Annotated in this window: 18 protein-coding genes; 7 read left to right on the forward strand and 11 right to left on the reverse strand. The window is 68.2% G+C overall.

Going from position 1 to position 16,857, the window contains the following annotated elements; genetic code table 11:
• The first annotated feature begins 50 nt into the window (after positions 1-50).
• Together PU704_RS10270 and PU704_RS10275 are read left to right on the forward strand one after the other, a co-directional pair.
• Complete coding sequence (locus PU704_RS10270; RefSeq protein ID WP_338130231.1) at positions 51-878, forward strand: pyruvate, water dikinase regulatory protein; 828 nt, start codon at positions 51-53, stop codon at positions 876-878.
• Positions 879-905: 27 nt separating this feature from the next.
• The gene (locus tag PU704_RS10275) at positions 906-1,211 is read left to right on the forward strand and encodes an Lrp/AsnC ligand binding domain-containing protein (RefSeq protein WP_277551266.1); all 306 of its coding nucleotides are present in this window, start codon (positions 906-908) and stop codon (positions 1,209-1,211) included.
• A gap of 139 nt (positions 1,212-1,350) precedes the next feature.
• On the opposite strand, the gene PU704_RS10280 is transcribed toward PU704_RS10275, so the two are convergent.
• Both PU704_RS10280 and PU704_RS10285 read right to left on the reverse strand, forming a co-directional pair.
• Positions 1,351-2,709: an MFS transporter gene (locus PU704_RS10280; protein ID WP_277551267.1), complete on the reverse strand. Its 1,359-nt coding sequence runs from the start codon at positions 2,707-2,709 to the stop codon at positions 1,351-1,353.
• Complete coding sequence (locus PU704_RS10285; protein WP_277551268.1) at positions 2,706-3,362, reverse strand: flavin reductase family protein; 657 nt, start codon at positions 3,360-3,362, stop codon at positions 2,706-2,708. The genes PU704_RS10280 and PU704_RS10285 overlap by 4 nt, the downstream gene beginning before the upstream one ends.
• A 115-nt stretch (positions 3,363-3,477) precedes the next feature.
• Here PU704_RS10285 and PU704_RS10290 point away from each other — a divergent pair, with 115 nt between their 5' ends.
• On the forward strand, positions 3,478-4,137 hold the full coding sequence (locus tag PU704_RS10290; RefSeq protein WP_047804233.1) for a GntR family transcriptional regulator: 660 nt from the start codon (positions 3,478-3,480) through the stop codon (positions 4,135-4,137).
• Positions 4,138-4,443: 306 nt separating this feature from the next.
• Here PU704_RS10290 and PU704_RS10295 read toward each other — a convergent pair whose 3' ends face one another.
• The 5 genes from PU704_RS10295 to PU704_RS10315 all read right to left on the reverse strand — a co-directional run bounded on the left by PU704_RS10295 (position 4,444) and on the right by PU704_RS10315 (position 11,039).
• A complete protein-coding gene (locus PU704_RS10295; protein ID WP_047804232.1) occupies positions 4,444-5,721 on the reverse strand; it encodes a Glu/Leu/Phe/Val family dehydrogenase in 1,278 nt (425 codons plus the stop codon).
• A 59-nt stretch (positions 5,722-5,780) separates the two neighbouring features.
• Positions 5,781-7,100, reverse strand: a complete 1,320-nt coding sequence (locus tag PU704_RS10300) for a YjiH family protein (protein ID WP_047804231.1) — start codon at positions 7,098-7,100, stop codon at positions 5,781-5,783.
• A gap of 63 nt (positions 7,101-7,163) precedes the next feature.
• Entirely contained in the window at positions 7,164-8,414 is a 1,251-nt protein-coding gene (locus PU704_RS10305; protein WP_380112399.1) for an amidohydrolase family protein, read from the reverse strand.
• Positions 8,411-10,105 carry a urocanate hydratase gene (locus tag PU704_RS10310; protein ID WP_277551269.1) on the reverse strand — a complete coding sequence of 565 codons (1,695 nt, stop codon included), beginning with the start codon at positions 10,103-10,105 and terminating at the stop codon, positions 8,411-8,413. Before PU704_RS10310 ends, PU704_RS10305 begins: the two co-directional genes overlap by 4 nt.
• Positions 10,106-10,244: 139 nt before the next feature.
• Positions 10,245-11,039 (reverse strand): IclR family transcriptional regulator, encoded by a 795-nt coding sequence (locus PU704_RS10315; RefSeq protein ID WP_277551270.1) that lies wholly within the window; start codon positions 11,037-11,039, stop codon positions 10,245-10,247.
• A 140-nt stretch (positions 11,040-11,179) separates the two neighbouring features.
• On the opposite strand from PU704_RS10315, the gene hutG reads away from it, so the two are divergent.
• Positions 11,180-12,175: a formimidoylglutamase gene (gene hutG / locus PU704_RS10320; RefSeq protein ID WP_277551271.1), complete on the forward strand. Its 996-nt coding sequence runs from the start codon at positions 11,180-11,182 to the stop codon at positions 12,173-12,175.
• A 222-nt stretch (positions 12,176-12,397) separates the two neighbouring features.
• Here hutG and PU704_RS10325 read toward each other — a convergent pair whose 3' ends face one another.
• Both PU704_RS10325 and PU704_RS10330 read right to left on the reverse strand, forming a co-directional pair.
• The gene (locus PU704_RS10325) at positions 12,398-12,718 is read right to left on the reverse strand and encodes a hypothetical protein (RefSeq protein WP_053004996.1); all 321 of its coding nucleotides are present in this window, start codon (positions 12,716-12,718) and stop codon (positions 12,398-12,400) included.
• A 173-nt stretch (positions 12,719-12,891) separates the two neighbouring features.
• Positions 12,892-13,257 carry a hypothetical protein gene (locus tag PU704_RS10330; RefSeq protein ID WP_277551272.1) on the reverse strand — a complete coding sequence of 122 codons (366 nt, stop codon included), beginning with the start codon at positions 13,255-13,257 and terminating at the stop codon, positions 12,892-12,894.
• A 197-nt stretch (positions 13,258-13,454) separates the two neighbouring features.
• Between PU704_RS10330 and PU704_RS10335 the strand changes: the two genes are divergently transcribed.
• The 3 genes from PU704_RS10335 to PU704_RS10345 all read left to right on the forward strand — a co-directional run bounded on the left by PU704_RS10335 (position 13,455) and on the right by PU704_RS10345 (position 14,999).
• A complete protein-coding gene (locus PU704_RS10335; RefSeq protein WP_277551273.1) occupies positions 13,455-13,754 on the forward strand; it encodes a cold-shock protein in 300 nt (99 codons plus the stop codon).
• Between the two features lie 118 nt (positions 13,755-13,872).
• On the forward strand, positions 13,873-14,094 hold the full coding sequence (locus PU704_RS10340) for a hypothetical protein (protein ID WP_277551274.1): 222 nt from the start codon (positions 13,873-13,875) through the stop codon (positions 14,092-14,094).
• Positions 14,095-14,264: 170 nt separating this feature from the next.
• On the forward strand, positions 14,265-14,999 hold the full coding sequence (locus PU704_RS10345; protein ID WP_047804224.1) for a hypothetical protein: 735 nt from the start codon (positions 14,265-14,267) through the stop codon (positions 14,997-14,999).
• Positions 15,000-15,195: 196 nt separating this feature from the next.
• On the opposite strand, the gene PU704_RS10350 is transcribed toward PU704_RS10345, so the two are convergent.
• Together PU704_RS10350 and PU704_RS10355 are read right to left on the reverse strand one after the other, a co-directional pair.
• Positions 15,196-15,699, reverse strand: a complete 504-nt coding sequence (locus PU704_RS10350; RefSeq protein WP_047804223.1) for a GNAT family N-acetyltransferase — start codon at positions 15,697-15,699, stop codon at positions 15,196-15,198.
• A 112-nt stretch (positions 15,700-15,811) separates the two neighbouring features.
• Positions 15,812-16,831: a hypothetical protein gene (locus PU704_RS10355; RefSeq protein WP_277551275.1), complete on the reverse strand. Its 1,020-nt coding sequence runs from the start codon at positions 16,829-16,831 to the stop codon at positions 15,812-15,814.
• Between the last annotated feature and the right edge of the window lie 26 nt (positions 16,832-16,857).

The raw sequence follows: 16,857 nt of genomic DNA on the forward strand, positions 1-16,857 counted from the left end.
CCCCCACCCGGACCACCGGACATCCCGACGAGAAGACAGCGGAGGCACCCGTGACCGACTCCTGCCCGGTGGCGTTCTTCGTCTCCGACAGCACCGGCATCACCGCCGAGACCCTCGGCAACACCCTCATCACCCAGTTCCCGGCCCAGCGCTTCGAACGCCACACCGTGCCCTTCCTCACCACCGCCGACCACGCCCACCAGGTCGCGGCCCGGATCACCACCGCTGCGGAAACCGGGCGCACCACCGTGGTGTTCTCCACCGTCGTGGACCCGCACCTGCGCGGCATCCTCGAGGCTGGCGCCGGATACTTCGTGGACCTCTTCGGCTCCCACATCCACCAGCTCGAAGCCGCCCTGCACACCACCGCGAACCCTCAACCCGGCAGGGCCCACGGGCTCGGCGACGCCATCCGCTACCATTCGCGGATGACAGCCGTCGAGTACGCCATGGAACACGACGACGGGCAATCCATCCGCGCCCTGGAACGGGCCGATCTGATCCTCATCGCCCCCTCACGCTGCGGCAAGACCCCCACCAGCATGTACCTCGCCCTGCAGCACGGCATCCGCACCGCGAACTTCCCCCTAGTCGACGAAGACTTCGCCCACCGGTCCCTGCCGGCACCCATCGCCGCCTACGCGACCAAGTGCTTCGGACTCACCTCCCAACCCCTGCGACTGAGCCAGGTCCGCCAGGAAAGACGCCCGGGCACCATCTACGCCTCCCTGCCCCAATGCACCTGGGAACTGCGCAACGCCCAGCAGATGTACGCCCTCAACGACATCCCCCACCTCAACTCAGCCTTCATGTCCGTGGAAGAAATTTCCGCCACGATCCTCCAGAGAATGGATCTCCAAGAAACCGGCACCGGCTGAGAATTCTCGGATCCACCGGAGCTGTCGATGCGGGAGCAGATGGCCGCCCATGCCCTGGGGCTGAACCTCGCCTCCCTGGTGTTCGCCATCGTGTACGCGGCCGACCACGACACCTCGGAGGCCTTGGAGGACGCGGTGGCCACGGTCCCGCACATCATCCAGGCGCAGCGGCTGCTCGGGGATCCCGACCGTCTTCTGCACGTGGTGGCCGCGGAGCTGGCGGCCCTCCAGGGCCTCTACGACGACCACCTGACCACTTTGCCCGGGGTGCAGCGGTTGAGCTCCACTCTGGTGATGAAGAACGTCGTCCAGGACCGGCCCCTGCCCCTGTGATCCGCCTGAGAGGCAGGGGCAGTGAGATGGTCCAGGCAATGCCTCGGTCCCCGAACGCACTATGCGCCGGGGACCGAGAGGAGTGCTGCACGCAGTGATGACGGGTCAAAGTTGGCCAGTCGGGGTGTCGGTGGGGCGGTCAGGTCTCTCGGATCAGGGTGTTGTTCTTGGTCTCGCGCATGAGGATCCCGGTGACCAGGGTGATGCCGGCAACGCCGATGAGGTAGTAGAGGAACCAGTCCTGGTGGCCGGCTTGTCCGAGTGCGGCGTTGATGTAGGGAGCGGTTCCGCCGAAGATGGCGGTCGCGAAGGAGAGCGGGCCTGCGACACCGGCTGCGCGGACTTTGGTGGGGAACACCTCGGCCCAGACCGCCCCGTTGACACCGAACAGCAGCGCCAAAGCGGTCAGCGAGGCCAGCATGGCCAGCAGCAGCCGCCCGAAGCTGCCGTCGACCAGGTTGTAGATCGGAATGGTCAGGACGATGAAGGCTACGCCAAAGGCGATGACCAACGGCTTGCGGCCGATGCGGTCGCCCAGCCATCCGGCGCCCAGGACGGCGCCGAGGAAGAAGGCTTGGGCGATGAGGCTGGCCGTCAGTGCGCTGGAAGGATCCTGTCCGTGCTGAATCTGGGCGTAGGTCGGCATGTAGATCAGCCAGGTGTAGAACATGACCGAGCCTCCCGCGGAGAGCCCGAAGACGATGAGCATCGCACGCCAGTGATGCAGCAAGCCCCGCTTGGGTCCCGCCGGTGCAGCGTTGTGCTCGTCGGATCGCTGGGTCGGGGTCTGCTGGGAGGCTTCTTCGAAGGCATCGGTCTCGGTCAGCCGGCGCCGCAGGTAGAGGGCGTACAGGCCCAGGGTGCCGCCGATACCGAAAGCGATGCGCCACCCCCACTCGCCCACCTGCGCCTGGGACAGGGTGGAGGTGAGGATGAGCCCGGTGATGGTGGCCAGCATGGTGCCGAGCACGACGCTGACCCAGGACGTGCTGCCGAACAGTGCACGCCGACCGTGCGGGGCCCGCTCCACCAGGTAGGTCACGGAGGTGCCCATCTCACCGCCGTGGGCCAGGCCCTGCAGCAGCCGGGCGACGAGCAGGATCACCGAGGCGAGAAGTCCCACCGAGGCGTAGGTGGGGGCGATGGCGATGACCAGGCTGCCGAGGGCGGTGAGCATCATGGCCACGGTCAGGGCTTTGCGGCGCCCGGCACGGTCGGCGTAGGCGCCGAAGAGGATGCCGCCCAGCGGTCGGGTGACGAATCCGACGGCGAACACCGCCAGGGTGGCCAGCAGGGCCGAGGCGGGGTTGTCCGGCTGGAAGAACTGGACGGCGAAGTACGGGGCGAAGATGGAGTAGATCGTCCAGTCGTACCACTCCAGGGTGTTGCCGAAGTTGACGGCGATGAGGTCTTTGATCCGTCGGCTCTTGGTCTCAGCGGTCGCACTCGAGGCCGAGGAGGACGTGGCGGGCGCCTGGGCCTGGTTCGTCTGGCTCATGCTGCTCGTCCCTCCAAGCCCATCTGCGCCTCACGGTCGGCGCCGGGGACCCGCATCTCGAAGGTCTCGCGCACCACGGTGTAGTCGAAGTACCCGAGCCGGGCGATCGGCTCGATTTTCTGGATGTCCAGGCGTCCGTCGACGGTGATGACCGCATCGTCGATGTGCACGGTCTCCACGGTCGCGAAGATGACGTCGACCGTCCCGACGGCTGAGGCACCGGGAATGTGGTGGGTGGAGTGGTACTTGCACTCGAACTTCACCGGGCTCTCCTGCACCATCGGCACCGGGTAGTTCTCCGCGTAGCTGCGGGTGATCCCCAGGTGGTCGAACTCGCTCTCCTCCGGGCTCAGGGCCATGGCGCTGAGGTTGACGGCTTCGCGCAGCGGGTAGGTCGCCATGTTCCACACGAACCATCCGGTGGTCTCGGCGTTGATCACGGTGTCCTTCCGGCGCCCGTCGGGGTATTGGTTGGCCGAGAACATCACCATCGGGGGGTCGAAGGTGAGGTTCTGCCACTGGCTGTACGGGGCGATGTTCTCCACCCCGTCCGTGCTCACGCTGGAGAGCCATCCGATGGGTCGGGGCACGGTGCAGCTCTTGAAAGGCGAGTAGGGCAAGGGACTTGCCTCAGTGGCCGGACGGTACTTCACGGGATCCTCCAGGTGATGGGTCTCACAGCAACACCTCGATCGTAAGGCGTATATAGGGCGTATATCAAGAGTATGTGGCTGTCTATTGTGTACTCTGGCGTCGAAAGGACGTGAAATGACGAAGGCTGATGAGGCGTACGTTCTGCTGGCCGAGATGATCGAAACGGGCCGGTTGGAGCCGGGTGCGTTCCACACGGAGGCCGGGCTGGTGGAGGAACTCGGCCTGGGGCGAACCCCGTTGCGGGAAGCGGTGCAGCGTCTTGACCGTGACCATCTGGTGCGCATCCGACCCGGTCGGGGAATCGAGATTCCCTCCAACTCGGTCGAGGAGCAGCTGCGCCGCTTGGAGGTGCGCCGGGTCACGGAGGCTCTGGCGGTGGCGTTGGCCTGTGAACGGGCGACCGTGGCGGAACTGGCCGGCATCCAGGCGTTGGCCGAGGAGCTGGAAGGCATCCAAGAGCTGGAGACCTACGTGGGGGTCGTGCGCGGTACGCATCGGATGTTGTGCGCGGCAGCACACAACGAGTATCTGGCCGATGCGATGACCCCGTTGCAGGGCCTGTCCCGCCGGTTCTGGATGGCCCATATCCTCGACGGGGCCCGGGAGGTCACCGCGGGCAAGGAACTGCACCTGCAGCTGTTGCGGGCGATCCTGGCCCGCGATGTGGAAGCCGCGCGGGAGGCGTCGATCCAGCTCAACGACTACTTGGTCCAGTTCGCCCTGGGTGTCGCCACCCGCAACGCACGACTGGGCAGCGCGGGATTCGCACGATAGCGACAATGCCGGTGGAGATCCCCCACGGACCGGGCATGTCCACGGGCCCGTCCCGGCCTGATGCGCCCCGGTGCGCATCAGGCCGGGCGGAAGCGGTGCTGGCCTCAGTCGGTTTCCGGGCCGCTGCAGTAGGGGCAGGCACTGTCCTCCCTGCAGGCCGGCGGCACGCCCACCAGTGATTCCGGGTGGAGCAGGGGAGTGGTCTCGGGTTCTGCCAAGGCGGTCATGGTTGTTCCTTCCGACAATGCCCAGGGTGTGTGGTGGACCCGCGACCGGGTTTCAGGTCGCAGAGGCGGCTGCTGCGGATCAGGGGTAGAGGCCGCGGGTGAGGTGGGCGTCGGCCACCCGTTGGACGGCGGTGACCGTTGCCGCTTCCCTGAGTGTGAGGTCGTGCTCCTGGCTGGAGCGCAACAGGCCGTGCCAGGCGGTGAGCATGCGAGTCTCCAGGCGGTCGTCGACTTCTTGCTGGGACCACCAGTAGGCCTGGTTGCCCTGGACCCATTCGAAGTAGGAGACGATCACCCCGCCGGCGTTGGCGAGGATGTCGGGCACGACCAGCACGTCGGCCTCGGCGAGGATGCGGTCGGCTTCGGCGGTGGTGGGGCCGTTGGCGCCTTCGACGACGATCCGGGCCCGGACGTTCGGGGCGTTCTCGGCGGTGAGCACGCCTTCCACCGCGGCGGGCACCAGCAGGTCCACGTCCAGTTCCAGCAGGTCCTGGGGGGCCAGCGGGTCGGTGCCGGGGCAACCGACCACGCTGCCGGTCTGCCGGGTGTGGGCGGCCAAAACGTCGTGGTCGAGTCCGCTCGAGCGGTACACCGCTCCGTACTGATCGGAGACCGCCTGGACCCTCACTCCGGCTTCGGCGAGGAACTCGACCGCGCCCGCGCCGACCTTGCCGAAGCCCTGCACCGCGGCGGTAGCTCGGGCGGGGGTGAGCCCACGGTGCTCCAGGGCGGCCAGGGCGATGTGGACGACCCCTGCCGAGGTGGCTGAGGAACGGCCCAGGGATCCACCGAGGGAGACGGGCTTGCCGGTGACGATGGCCGGGGCGGTGTAGCCGACGTTGACCGAGTAGGTGTCGGTGATCCAAGCCATGGTCTGCTCATCGGTGCCGATGTCGGGGGCGGGGATGTCCTTTTCGGGGCCGATGATCGGCAGGATCTCGGAGGTGTAGCGGCGCGTGACGCGCTCGAGCTCCCCGGCGGAGTAGTGGCGGGGGTCGATGGTGATCCCGCCCTTGGCCCCGCCGTAGGGAACATCGAGCAGGGCGCACTTCCAGGTCATCCACATCGCCAGGGCGCGAACCTCGTCCAGGTCCACGGCCGGGGAGTAGCGCAGCCCGCCCTTGGCCGGGCCGCGGGAGAAATTGTGCTGGACCCGGTAACCGCGCAGCACCTCGGTCTGCCCGGTGTCGCGGCGCAGCGGGATGGACACGGTCAGCTCCCGGCGCGCGGTGGCCAGCAGCTGGTGCAGACCGGTGTCGTAGCCGAGGGTGGCGATGGCGGTGGCCAGCTGGGCCTGGGCGGTTTCCAAGGCGGAGGGTCCGACCGTGATGAGGGGGGCGGTGTCGGTGACAGTCATGGCAGTGCTGGGTCTTCCTGTGGTGGGCGTGGCCTCGGGGTGGGCGCTAGGTGGGTAGGTCAGAGCAGCAGGCGCACGAGCGGGGTGGCGATGAGGATGGTCAGGGCCACGCGCTCGAACCAGATGATCACCAGGTGCCCCAGCGGGACCGGGATGTCGGTGGCCAGAATGGAGGGGACCAGGGCGGAGAAGAAGATGATCGCCGACACGCACACGATGGCGATGACCATGCGCAGCACCAGTGATTCCTCCCCGGCCACGATGGTGGCCGGCAGGAACATCTCGGCAATCCCGGTGGCGGAGGCCTTCCCGGCCAGCAGCGGCTCGGGCAGACCCACCACCCAGGCGAAGGGGGCGAAGAGGTAGCCGACCCAGTCGAAGACGGGGGTGTAGCGGGCCAGCACCAGCCCCAGCAGCCCGATGGAAAGGATCGAGGGGAGGATGGCCATGGCCATCTTGAACCCGTCACGGACGTTCTCGGCGATGTTGCGCCCCAGCGAGGGGGCCGCGTGCAGGGTGGTGCGGGCCTCAGACCAGGCGTAGCGGAAGCGGTTGCCGGTGACCTTCTCCTCGGGCTGGTGCTCCACACCGGGGAAGGGGGTGTCCGGAATACGGCTCAGGGGAGGGATCCGCACGGTGATGGCGGTGACGATGAAGGTCACGACCAGCGCCAGCCAGAAGTACATCAACCAGTGCTCCATCAGGCCCAGGGTCTTGGCGACGATGACCATGAAGCTGGCCGAGACCGTGGAGAAACCGGTGGCGATGATCGCCGCCTCCCGGCTGGTGTAGCGGCCCTCACGGTAGACCCGGTTGGTCAGCAGCAGGGCCAGGGAGTAGCTGCCCACGAAGGAGGCCACCGCGTCGATCGCTGAGCGTCCCGGGGTGCGCCACAGCGGGCGCATGACGGGCTGGAGGAAGACCCCGACGAACTCCATCAGCCCGTAGCCGATGAGCAGGGCCAGGAAGATCGCCCCGATGGGCACGATCAGTCCCACCGGGATGACCAAGGCGTTGAAGAGGAAGGGCCCCATGTCCTCGGCCATCAACCAGGCCGGGCCGGCTCCGGTCACCAGGGCCACACCCACGGCGAGCCCGACCACGTTGAGCAGCGCGAACACGGTGCGCAGCCGGGAAGCCCGCCAGGCGCCGGTGACGAAGGGCAGCACGGCACCGGCCAGGATCAGCGCCAGGGCGTAGTAGGGCACGTAGTCCGCGGCGTTGTCCCGTAGCCAGGAGACCACATGGTCCAGGGGGATGGTGCTCTTCTCGCCCACGGTGATGGGCACGAAGAACATGAAGACGCCGATGGCGCTGTAGAGCACGAAGCGCAGCAGATCCGCGGCCGTGGTCCGATGGGCCTGAGCAGTGGTGGCCATGTCAGTATCCGTTTCAAAGGAAGAAGGAGGAAGGCGGTCAGCGTCGTGATGGACGGCTCGGGATCAGAGCAGGCGGTGGCCGGCCCGCCACACCGCGTGGGTGAGGGGCATGCCGGGGCGGTAGGCCAGGTAGATCGCCGCGGGGGCGTCGAGGACGTGCAGGTCGGCGCGGTGCCCGGGGGTGATGCGCCCCACCGGCAGCTCGTCACCGGTGGCTTTGGGCCGGGTGCCGGCGGCAAGGGATTCCTGGTCCCGGCGCAGAGCCCTGGCCCCGCCAAGGGTGGCGGCGGTGACCGCCTCCTCGATGGACAGCCCCATCTGCAGCACGGCCGTGGCCACGCAGAAGTTCATCGAGGTCGTGTAGGAGGTCCCCGGGTTGCAATTGGAGGCAATCGCCACCCTCGCCCCGGCATCGAGCAGTTGACGGGCCGGGGCCAACGGGGCGCGGGTGGAGAGGTCGCAGGCCGGCAAGACAGTCGCCACCGTCTCGTGCCCGGCCCGGGTACCGCCCGCCGATCCGGCACCGGAGGAGGCCAGGGCGTCGATGTCGTGGTCGGTGAGGTGGTTGCAGTGATCCACCGAGGCCGCCCCCAGCTCCACCGCCAAGGCCACGCCCTCGCCCGGGCCCAGTTGGTTGCCGTGCACCCGCAGCCCCAGCCCCGCCTGAGCGCAGGCGGTGAGCACCCGCCGGGACTGCTCGGCGGTGAACGCGCCCTCCTCGCAGAACACGTCCGCCCACCGGGCGTGCGGGGCGACCGCGGCCAGCATCGGCCCGCAGACTTCCTCCACATAATCTTCGGCGTCGAGGCCGGCCGGGACGAGGTGGGCCCCGAGAAAAGTTACGTCCTCCACGTGGGCTGCCGCGATCCGCGCGCTGCGCTGTTCGTCGGCAACCGTGAGCCCGTATCCGGTCTTGGTCTCCAGGTAGGTGGTGCCCCCGGCGGTGGCCTCCCGCACCCGGGAGGCCACCAGGGCATCGAGGCGGGTGTCGGCCGCGGCCCGGGTGGCGGCGGTGGTCACCCCGATGCCCCCGGCGGCGTAGGGTTCACCGGCCATCCGTGCGGCGAACTCCCCCGAGCGGTCCCCGTCGAAGACCAGGTGCGTGTGGGAGTCCACCCACCCGGGCAGCACCGCCCGCCCGCCGAGGTCCACGGCCGTGTCGGCCGCCGGTGCGCCGCCTGCGGCACCGACCCACACGATGCGATCACCGTCGATGACCACCGCCGCATCGTGGAGGGTGCCCAGCTCCTCGTCGACCGTGACCAGTTCGGTGATGCCGGTGATCAACTGCGCGCCACCGGGGGTCAGGTTCACTGGTGCTCCTGCATGGGAACGCGCACCCCACGCTCCTGGGCAACCTCGAGGGCCCGCTCGTAGCCGGCGTCGGCGTGGCGGATCACGCCCATGCCCGGGTCATTGGTGAGCAACCGCTCCAGCTTCTGGGCGGCCAGCTCGGTGCCATCGGCCACCGAGACCTGCCCGGCGTGGATCGAGCGGCCGATCCCCACGCCCCCGCCGTGGTGGATGGACACCCAGGTGGCACCGGAGGAGGCGGCGGTCAGCGCATTGAGCAGCGGCCAGTCGGCGATCGCGTCGGAGCCGTCCATCATCGACTCGGTCTCCCGGTAGGGGGAGGCCACCGACCCGGAGTCCAGGTGGTCACGGCCGATGACGATCGGGGCGGAGATCTTGCCCTCGGCGACCAGCTCGTTGAACTTCAGGGCCGCCTTGTGGCGTTCCCCGTAGCCGAGCCAGCAGATCCGGGCGGGCAGGCCCTCGAACTCGACGTGCTCCTGGGCGGCGTCGATCCACTGGTGCAGGTGCTCGTTGTCGGGGAAGAGTTCCTTGATCGCCGCGTCGGTGACCTCGATGTCCTTCGGGTCCCCGGACAGCGCGACCCACCGGAACGGGCCCAGGCCCTCGCAGAACAGCGGCCGGATGTAGGCCGGCACGAACCCGGGGAACTCGAAGGCGCGGGAGTAGCCGGCCAGCCGGGCCTCGTCGCGGATGGAGTTGCCGTAGTCGAAGACCTCCGCCCCGGCGTCCTGGAACTCCACCATCGCCTGGACCTGGGCGGCCATGGACTCCCGGGACTTCTTGGTGAACCCCTCCGCATCGGCGGCAGCCTCGGCCTCCCACTGCTCCACCGTGTACTCGGCCGGCAGGTAGGACAGCGGATCGTGGGCGGAGGTCTGGTCCGTGACGATGTCCACCGTCAGCTCCCCGGCCCGGTGGCGGGCCAGCAGCTCCGGGAAGACCTCCGCGGCGTTGCCCACATAGCCCACCGACAGACCCCGCCGTTGGGCCTTGGCCTCGTTCACCTTGCGCAGGGCCGTGGCGAGGTCGGTCTCGACCTCGTCGAGGTAGCGCTTGGCCTGACGGCGGCGCAGCCGGGTCTCGTCCACGTCCACGATCAGGCACGCCCCGCCATTGAGGGTCACCGCCAGCGGCTGGGCCCCGCCCATGCCCCCGCACCCACCGGTCAGCGTCAGCGTCCCGGCCAGGGTGGGCTCGGTAAGCCGGCCGTCCTCGTGCATCTTCCGCGCCACGGCGTAGAAGGTCTCATAGGTGCCCTGCAGGATGCCCTGGGTCGCAATGTAGATCCAGGACCCGGCGGTCATCTGCCCGTACATGGTCAGGCCCTCGGCCTCCAGTCGGCGGAACTCGGGCCAGTTCGCCCAGTCCCCGACCAGGTTGGAGTTGGCGATCAGCACCCGCGGGGCCCACTCGTGGGTGCGGAACACCCCCACAGGCTTGCCCGACTGCACCAGCAGCGTCTCGTCGTCCTCCAAGGACTCCAGGGTGCGGCTGATCGCGTCGAAGGCCTCCCAGTTGCGCGCGGCCTTGCCGGTGCCGCCGTAGACGACCAGGTCCTCGGGTCGCTCGGCGACCTCCGGGTCCAGGTTGTTGTGCAGCATGCGCAGCGGCGCCTCGGTCTGCCAGCTTTTGGCGGTCAGCTCGGTGCCGCGGGCGGCGCACACGGTGCGGGTGACGGACGGGGACATGGTGACCTCCAAGGTGCAGAACGGTGCTCGAGAATCCGAGGATGAGGAGTGGTCGTGACCGCGGTCACAAGCTCTGCCTTCATCAAACCGTTCAGCACCCCGGCCCTACTACGGCTTTCCGCAGGTTCTGTCTGGTATGTCAGACACCAGGGTCAGGGGTGGTGGCCCCGGTGCCGTACAAGCGCCGTGAGAGCTCGTTGGCGCTCTGGTGCATGGCGCCCAGGATCTGCGCCCACCGGTCTTCGGGAACTCGGTGGGTCATGAAGGTGACCGTGATGGCTGCCGCCGGCCAGCCCGTGTGGTCCCTGGCCACCACGGCCAGGGAGCTGAAGTCCTCGGTCACCTCGTCCTGCTCCAGGGCGTAGCCCAGCCGCTGGACCTGACCCAGGGCCTCTTTGAGGGCGCCGTAGGAGGTGATGGGGTTCTTGCCGGTGCGGGTGGGGAAGGTCTGTGGACCGGCATAGAGGGCACGAACCTGTGCCGGCGGGAGGGCGGCCATCAGAGCCCTGCCCGTAGCGGTGAGATGGGCCGGCAGGCGCACCCCGACGTCAGTGGCCAGAGAGGGGCGGTAGCGGGCGCGCTCCTCCACGAGGTAGACCACGTCTTGGCCCTGCAGCACCCCCAGGTGCGCACTCTCCCCGAGGCGGTCCACCAGTGAGGCCAACAAGGGCCGCCCCAATCGGGCCAACGGCTCCTGGCGCTCGAAGGCGTAACTGAGCTCGAACGCGCTGACCCCCAACCCGTAGAGCTTCTCCTCCACCAGGTGCAAGACGAAGCCGTTACGTTCCAGGACCGCCAGCAGGTGATAGACACTCGAGCGCGGCAGCTCCAGGGCCGCGGCGATCGCACCTGCCCCCACCGGTCCCCGCCGGGTAGCCAGGTACTGCAGGATCCGCAAAGTGTTCTCCGCCGCGGGGACTTTCGAGGAGCTCATTGCGCACCCTTTCCGGTCATCGACCACCCAGCCCACGAATCGGTCTGAGATCCCAGACCCATTGTGCGTCGGGGCGTGGCATTCCCCCAGTGCATCCGTTGGAGTGGTACCCACAGTCCTTTCACCAGTCAGGAGAACCTGTGGAGCTTTCCTCCCCCCACCCTGCCGCACCCGCCTCCCGGTGGACGGGTCGCACCGACGGCACCGGCCCACAGCACCGTCGCTGGCATCAGGCCGTGCACCTGCAGGAGGAGCTCGCCACTGCTTCCCAGTACGTCCCGCAGGAGCCACGGGAGGGTATCGCCGTCGTGGGCTTCTGCAGCGACGAGGGGGTGCGCCGCAACCACGGGCGCCCCGGCGCGGCCAGCGGCCCCGCAGCGCTGCGGAATGCACTGGGTCCCCTGGCGCTGCACGAAGACTTTTCCGTCCTCGACGCCGGAGACATCACGGTGGACGGGGATGACCTCGAGGGGGGCCAGCGACGCCTGGGTGCCGCGACCACCGAGCTGCTGAACCAGCACTCACTCACGATCGTGCTCGGGGGAGGACACGAAACCGCCTACGGCAGCTACCTCGGCATGGCCGGCTCCCACCGGGTGGCCGAAGAGCAGCGAGTGGGCATCTTGAATCTCGACGCCCACTTCGACCTGCGAGACGCCCCCCAGCCCACCTCGGGCACACCGTTCCGCCAAATCGCCGAGAGCGAGCACAACGCCGGTCGCCCCTTCCGCTACGCCGTGGTCGGCATCAGCCGGCCCAACAACACCCGGGCACTCTTCGACACGGCAGCTGAGCTTGGGGTCGATCATCTGCTCGATGAGCAGTGCGCGACGCACACCGGCCAGGTGTCCGAATTCGTCGAGAAGTTCCTGGCCCAGATCGACGTGCTCCACCTGAGCATCGATCTCGATGTTCTCCCCGCCGCGGTAGCCCCCGGAGTCAGTGCCCCGGCCGGCCTCGGGGTGCCACTGGACGTCATTCACGCCATCTGCCACCAGGTCGCCAGCAGCGGAAAGCTGGCACTGATGGACGTCGTCGAACTCAATCCCACCTATGACATCGACAACCGCACGGCCCGCACCGCGGCCCGACTGATCACCACAGTCGCCCATACCGCAGCAGAACACCACAGATAAGGCGAAAGTCCCACCCGCGAAAACACCAATAGGACACCACTTCTAGGCTCGGGTAGAAGGGAATGAGGGCGCCCGTCCCGCTTTACATATGGCCAGTTAGCGGCGGACCCTGCTGCGGTAGACGTTCCTGTTCGCCCCCTGGGGTCAGTGCGGTGTCCAAACGGGGATGACGAGCACTCAGCCCGGCACCCCGGTGCGTCGGTGACGAGGCGCGACAATCACTTAGTCCTGGACCATGACACCGAACGCGATGGGTTCACCTGTATTGGGGTCACTTCCGAGCAGGCGGACCAGACCGCTCTTCCTTGGTGTTTGGAATGGCCCCTCGGGCTCCTGGTGCATCTCCGCGAACACCTCAAACCGGCGGCCGTGAGCATGCTCATTCACCCACCGCAGCACTTCATGGATGTCCTCGACATGCGTCAGGGCGAATGCGTCGAGGCTCCATGCTCCTCCCGCCGTCGATTGCCAGAAGTTCACACGATAGACGGGTGATTCGACGATGCTCTGTGGCTCGGCATGAACCGTCTCGATGACGCGCATGCTCGTCAGCCTAGGACCCGAGGACAGGCGGAAATAGGGCTCGTTAGCGACCTTGATGGCATCGGGTGGATTCGCGCGTCACCCGTCCCGACGGTTCCATCGCAGTTGGGGTTCCTCAGGGGCTCGTATTAGTAGATCGAATCCGCCCCGGACATGCTGTGGTGATTCAGGGCTCACAGATGCTGGGCCCGGTACTGAAGTACAAGTGCGAGCCCAGCCGCGAGGGCGATCACCGCCATGGAGAGCCGAAAGATCCACGGCCCGGCCGGGTACATGTCCACGAAGATCGAGGGCTGCCCGCCGATCTGATCAGGATAACCGCAGACGAAGGTGGGTGGGAAAAACGTCCTCTCCCCGGAGATGTAGCCCATGTCGACAGCACCCAGTGCCTGGGCGCTGTCCGGTGGCCCCTTCACCGCACAGACGTACTGCGGGCCTTCGCGGACGCTCACCAGGTGAGCGGCTTGATTGAGGGCCCCGAGCAGGCAGGCGGCGGCCGCGATGATCCAGCTGATGAAAACCCAGTCGCTTTTCTCCATGACGGGTTTCGAGGTGCTCGACGTCCCAGAGGCTGGGGAAGCCGGCACAGGGATGTTCATGGGTGGAGCCTAAGCTCCGGTCGCCCGCCATTCCGGTTGATCTGACGAACCGGCAAGCCGCCACAGACGCCAGGTTGCGGGTGTAGCAGCAAGGGCTGGTCCATGAATCGTTGCGGGATCGGTCGTACTCTCGTGGAATGAGCGATTCCGGTGTGGTGCGGTCCTGGTTCGACGACGCAGGGTGGGGAGTCCTGGACTCCAAGCTGACTCCCGGGGGCTGCGGGGTGCACTTCAGCGTCCTCGCCGTGGTCGGGCACCAGGCGCTGGTGCCGGGTCAGGCGGTGGAGCTGGAGTGGGAACGCGCCGAGCAAGACGGCTATTCGTATCGGGCGGTGCGGGTGTGGCCGGCGGGGGAGAAGCCCGTCGACGCCGAAGCGGGGCGCGGATCCGCTTCGGACGGTTACGCCAGCGCTTTGGAGATCGTCTGGGACCGTTGAGGTGCTGGTTGGGTGACGGGTTTCTAGGGCGCGGTCGAGAACCCTTTCGGGGGTGAAACCCGGTTATATCGCGGAGCCGGGAGGACGAACCCTGCGACCCCGTGGACAGATTGAGCTCATGAACAAACTGGTTCCTTCTCTAGCGCTGATGCTGCTTGGCCTCACAGTGACCGCCGCTTTGGTAGCAGGCATCGTCACCCGGGCGATTCTGGTGGATGAGACCGGTTCGGACGGACACATTCTTTTCGTTGAGTGCCTCGGTCTGGCCGCTGGACTAGCCCTGATCCTCAGGGGCCTGATGAGCACGTTCATCAGCGCAACGCGCCAGTCTCAGGCGTAGGGAGCCATAAGACCAGAGGCCAAAAATGGTCGGCTCCAGGCCCTCGGCGTTGACAATTCGGAGAGCTCGTCCGTTGCAGCAGGGGTTCCTATGCGACGGGGATGCTCCCGTTTCCCATAGGCGCGGGTGCGCGGGAACTTTCGCGTGTCGCCTCGCTTCCATGCGTAGGCATGATGCGCCGTACCGTGGACGTCATGACGATCCCTGCAGCGCCTGATCTGGATAGGCATGTCACTCTGCCCGCACTGCTTTTTCGCTGCCTGCTGGTCTCGGCCTGCGCCGGCTGGGCCTTCGGCGCTGTCACCGTGGCCTTGAACATGGCCTCGTGGGGGCCCCTGACCGGGGTGGCTGCGGTCGTTGGTGGTGCGGCCGGATGGGCGGGCGCAGGGTGGGGTTGGGCGTATGTGATCGGGCGTCGCTACGGCCGGTGGCCGGTCAGTGCCGCGGCGGCGGCAGTGTTTCTCTTGGCGGCGTCGATGGCCTACTACAGCGTGGAAGCGGCCTGGAGCCTGGTGCGCCTGCGCACCATGGAACCTCCGGCCTACCCCGTGCCAGGAGGCGATCTTGGCTACCTGGACGCGTCCTGGGTCGAGCTCATGGCTGGGGCCACGGGGGAGCTGGTGCTGTGGGGTACGGTCTCGGTGCTGGCTGGGGTGGCGCTGGGAGTCGTGACCTCAGCAGCCCGCCGGTCGGGAGTCATGGGACTGCTTTCCCGTCTCACCCTTCCCGTCGGGGTGCTGCTGTGGTCTGGTGTGCTACTGCATTTCGAACTGGGGATCCAGCCGCGGCCGGCGGTGGTCACCGCCCACGTCCTGGCGGGGCTGATGGCCCTGGGCGCCGCGGTGGTTCTGCTGCAACGTAAGCGGACGGCCGTTCAGCACCGACGGACCATGTTCGAGGGCTGATCATGAAAGCACCCTGCACGGCCCGTTCAATCCGGATCGTGGCCGAGCAGTCGCTTTATATATGGCCCGGTTAGCGGCGGACCGTGCTGTGGTGGGGGTTCCTGGCGTGGGCAACGTGCGGTGGTGCCGTCCTGGGGCCTTCCCGGGGACAGCCAGTAGGGCCGGGGTTCTGGGTGGTTGTGTCAGGCGAAGGTGGTCACAGGTCCTTGACCATGGCCAGACGTGGCCAGCGGTCCAGTCCGTGTGCTGCTTCTGCGGCGCGCACGGCTGTGAGCTGGTCACCGAGTTCCTCCGGTGCCAGCTCGCGCCATCCCTGGCGGGCGTAGAAGGGGCCGTTCCAGGGGACGTGTCGGTAGGTGGTCAACGTCATCCGGTGTGCGCCCGAGGCGGTGGCCCAGCGCTGGGCCTGCTCCAGCAGGGCGCGTCCGTGACCGCGGCGGCCGTGGGCGGGGTCCACGCTGAGCTGCTCCACATGCGGGGCGCCATCGACACTGTGGAGGCGCAGGTAGCCCACCGGGTGATCTTCCTCGTCGGTGGACACCCAGATCCGGCCGTAGCGGCGCTCCTGCTCCAGCTCGGGCAGACCCGGTGGGGGATCCGCGGCCACGGCGTCCATGCCGAGCTCCAGGAACAGCAAACCGGCTCGCACCTCGATGCCTTGGAGAAGGGCCAGCTCGTGGCGTCCCGGACGTCGAATCATGAGTCCATGATGACGTGCCGTGACCCCTATCAGCTGCACGCCTGTTCCACGCATCACGCCTGCAGGCATTGCGGCAGGGGTTGATGTCCGGGCAGCGTCCGAGGCCATGACGTCACTGGGGGCGGTTGAGCACGTCGCCGTCCCGGGTGAGGTCGGCGTCGGTGCGCAGGGGCAGCACCTCCAGACCTGGGGTCCGCACGAGCTCGCGCACCAGTGCCGTGGTGCCGGCCACGAGGGTGGAGTCGAAGTCGATCTCGGTGGCCAGTACCCAGGCGTGGTCGTCGGGCCACAGGATGCTGGGGGAGGGCGCCCACACGGGTTCTCCGACCCAGGGGGCACGGGCCGGCCAGGTGGGGTCGGCGAAGTCGTCGGCCCCGGCCTCGAACAGGACGTAGTGCCGCCCGGTGTCCCCGTGCAGTGCGAACCGCGGCCCGGCGGCGATCTGCGGGGCCAGCACCCCGGTGCCGGGTGTGGGGTCGCGGTGGGCACCCCGGGGACGGGCCGTCAGTGCCGCCTGCGCTCCGGTGATCCCCACACGGAGGGCAGCGGCCAGTCGCTGGCGCAGCGAGGGGGCGGTGACGTGCCCCGTGTCCTCAGTGGTGTCGGGGCCCGGGCGGGCGTCGGTGGGGACGAGTACGTAGCGGGCGGCTCCGGACCCACTGACCAGTCCGCCCCAGCCTTCCCAGATCGCGGCGATCCCGGCATCCGGGATGCTGGTGTGCCGGGCGAGCACCGCCGCGGCCGCCGCCAAGGAGGTGGTGTCGAGGCGGCCCTCGGACGTGTCGCCGTAGCGCCAGCCGTCGGCGGCGATCACGCCGTCGGCCGCACCGTAGTCGACCCGGACGAGGCGGGCGTACTGGGCCTGGGCGTGCATGGTCGTGCCGAACGATGCCGCGGCCTGGGCCCAGCTGGCCCGCTGCGTCTCGAGCGCGGCCTCGATGTCACCGACACCGGCGAAGTAGGTGGCCTCCTCGAGGCCCTGCCAGCTCTTCGTCGCCCGGGGCCGGTCACGGGCGACCGGGTGGAACAGCCGGGCGTAGGCCTGGAAACCGCGCGGCACCACCGACAGGACGCTGCCCCACGGCTCGGCTTCCATCGGGCGCAGCCACTGACCCCGCTCAAGGTCGGGCACCCACGCAAATCGTTCCGACATGCCGT

Source organism: Kocuria oceani, from assembly GCF_029524215.1.
GTDB lineage: Bacteria > Actinomycetota > Actinomycetes > Actinomycetales > Micrococcaceae > Kocuria > Kocuria oceani.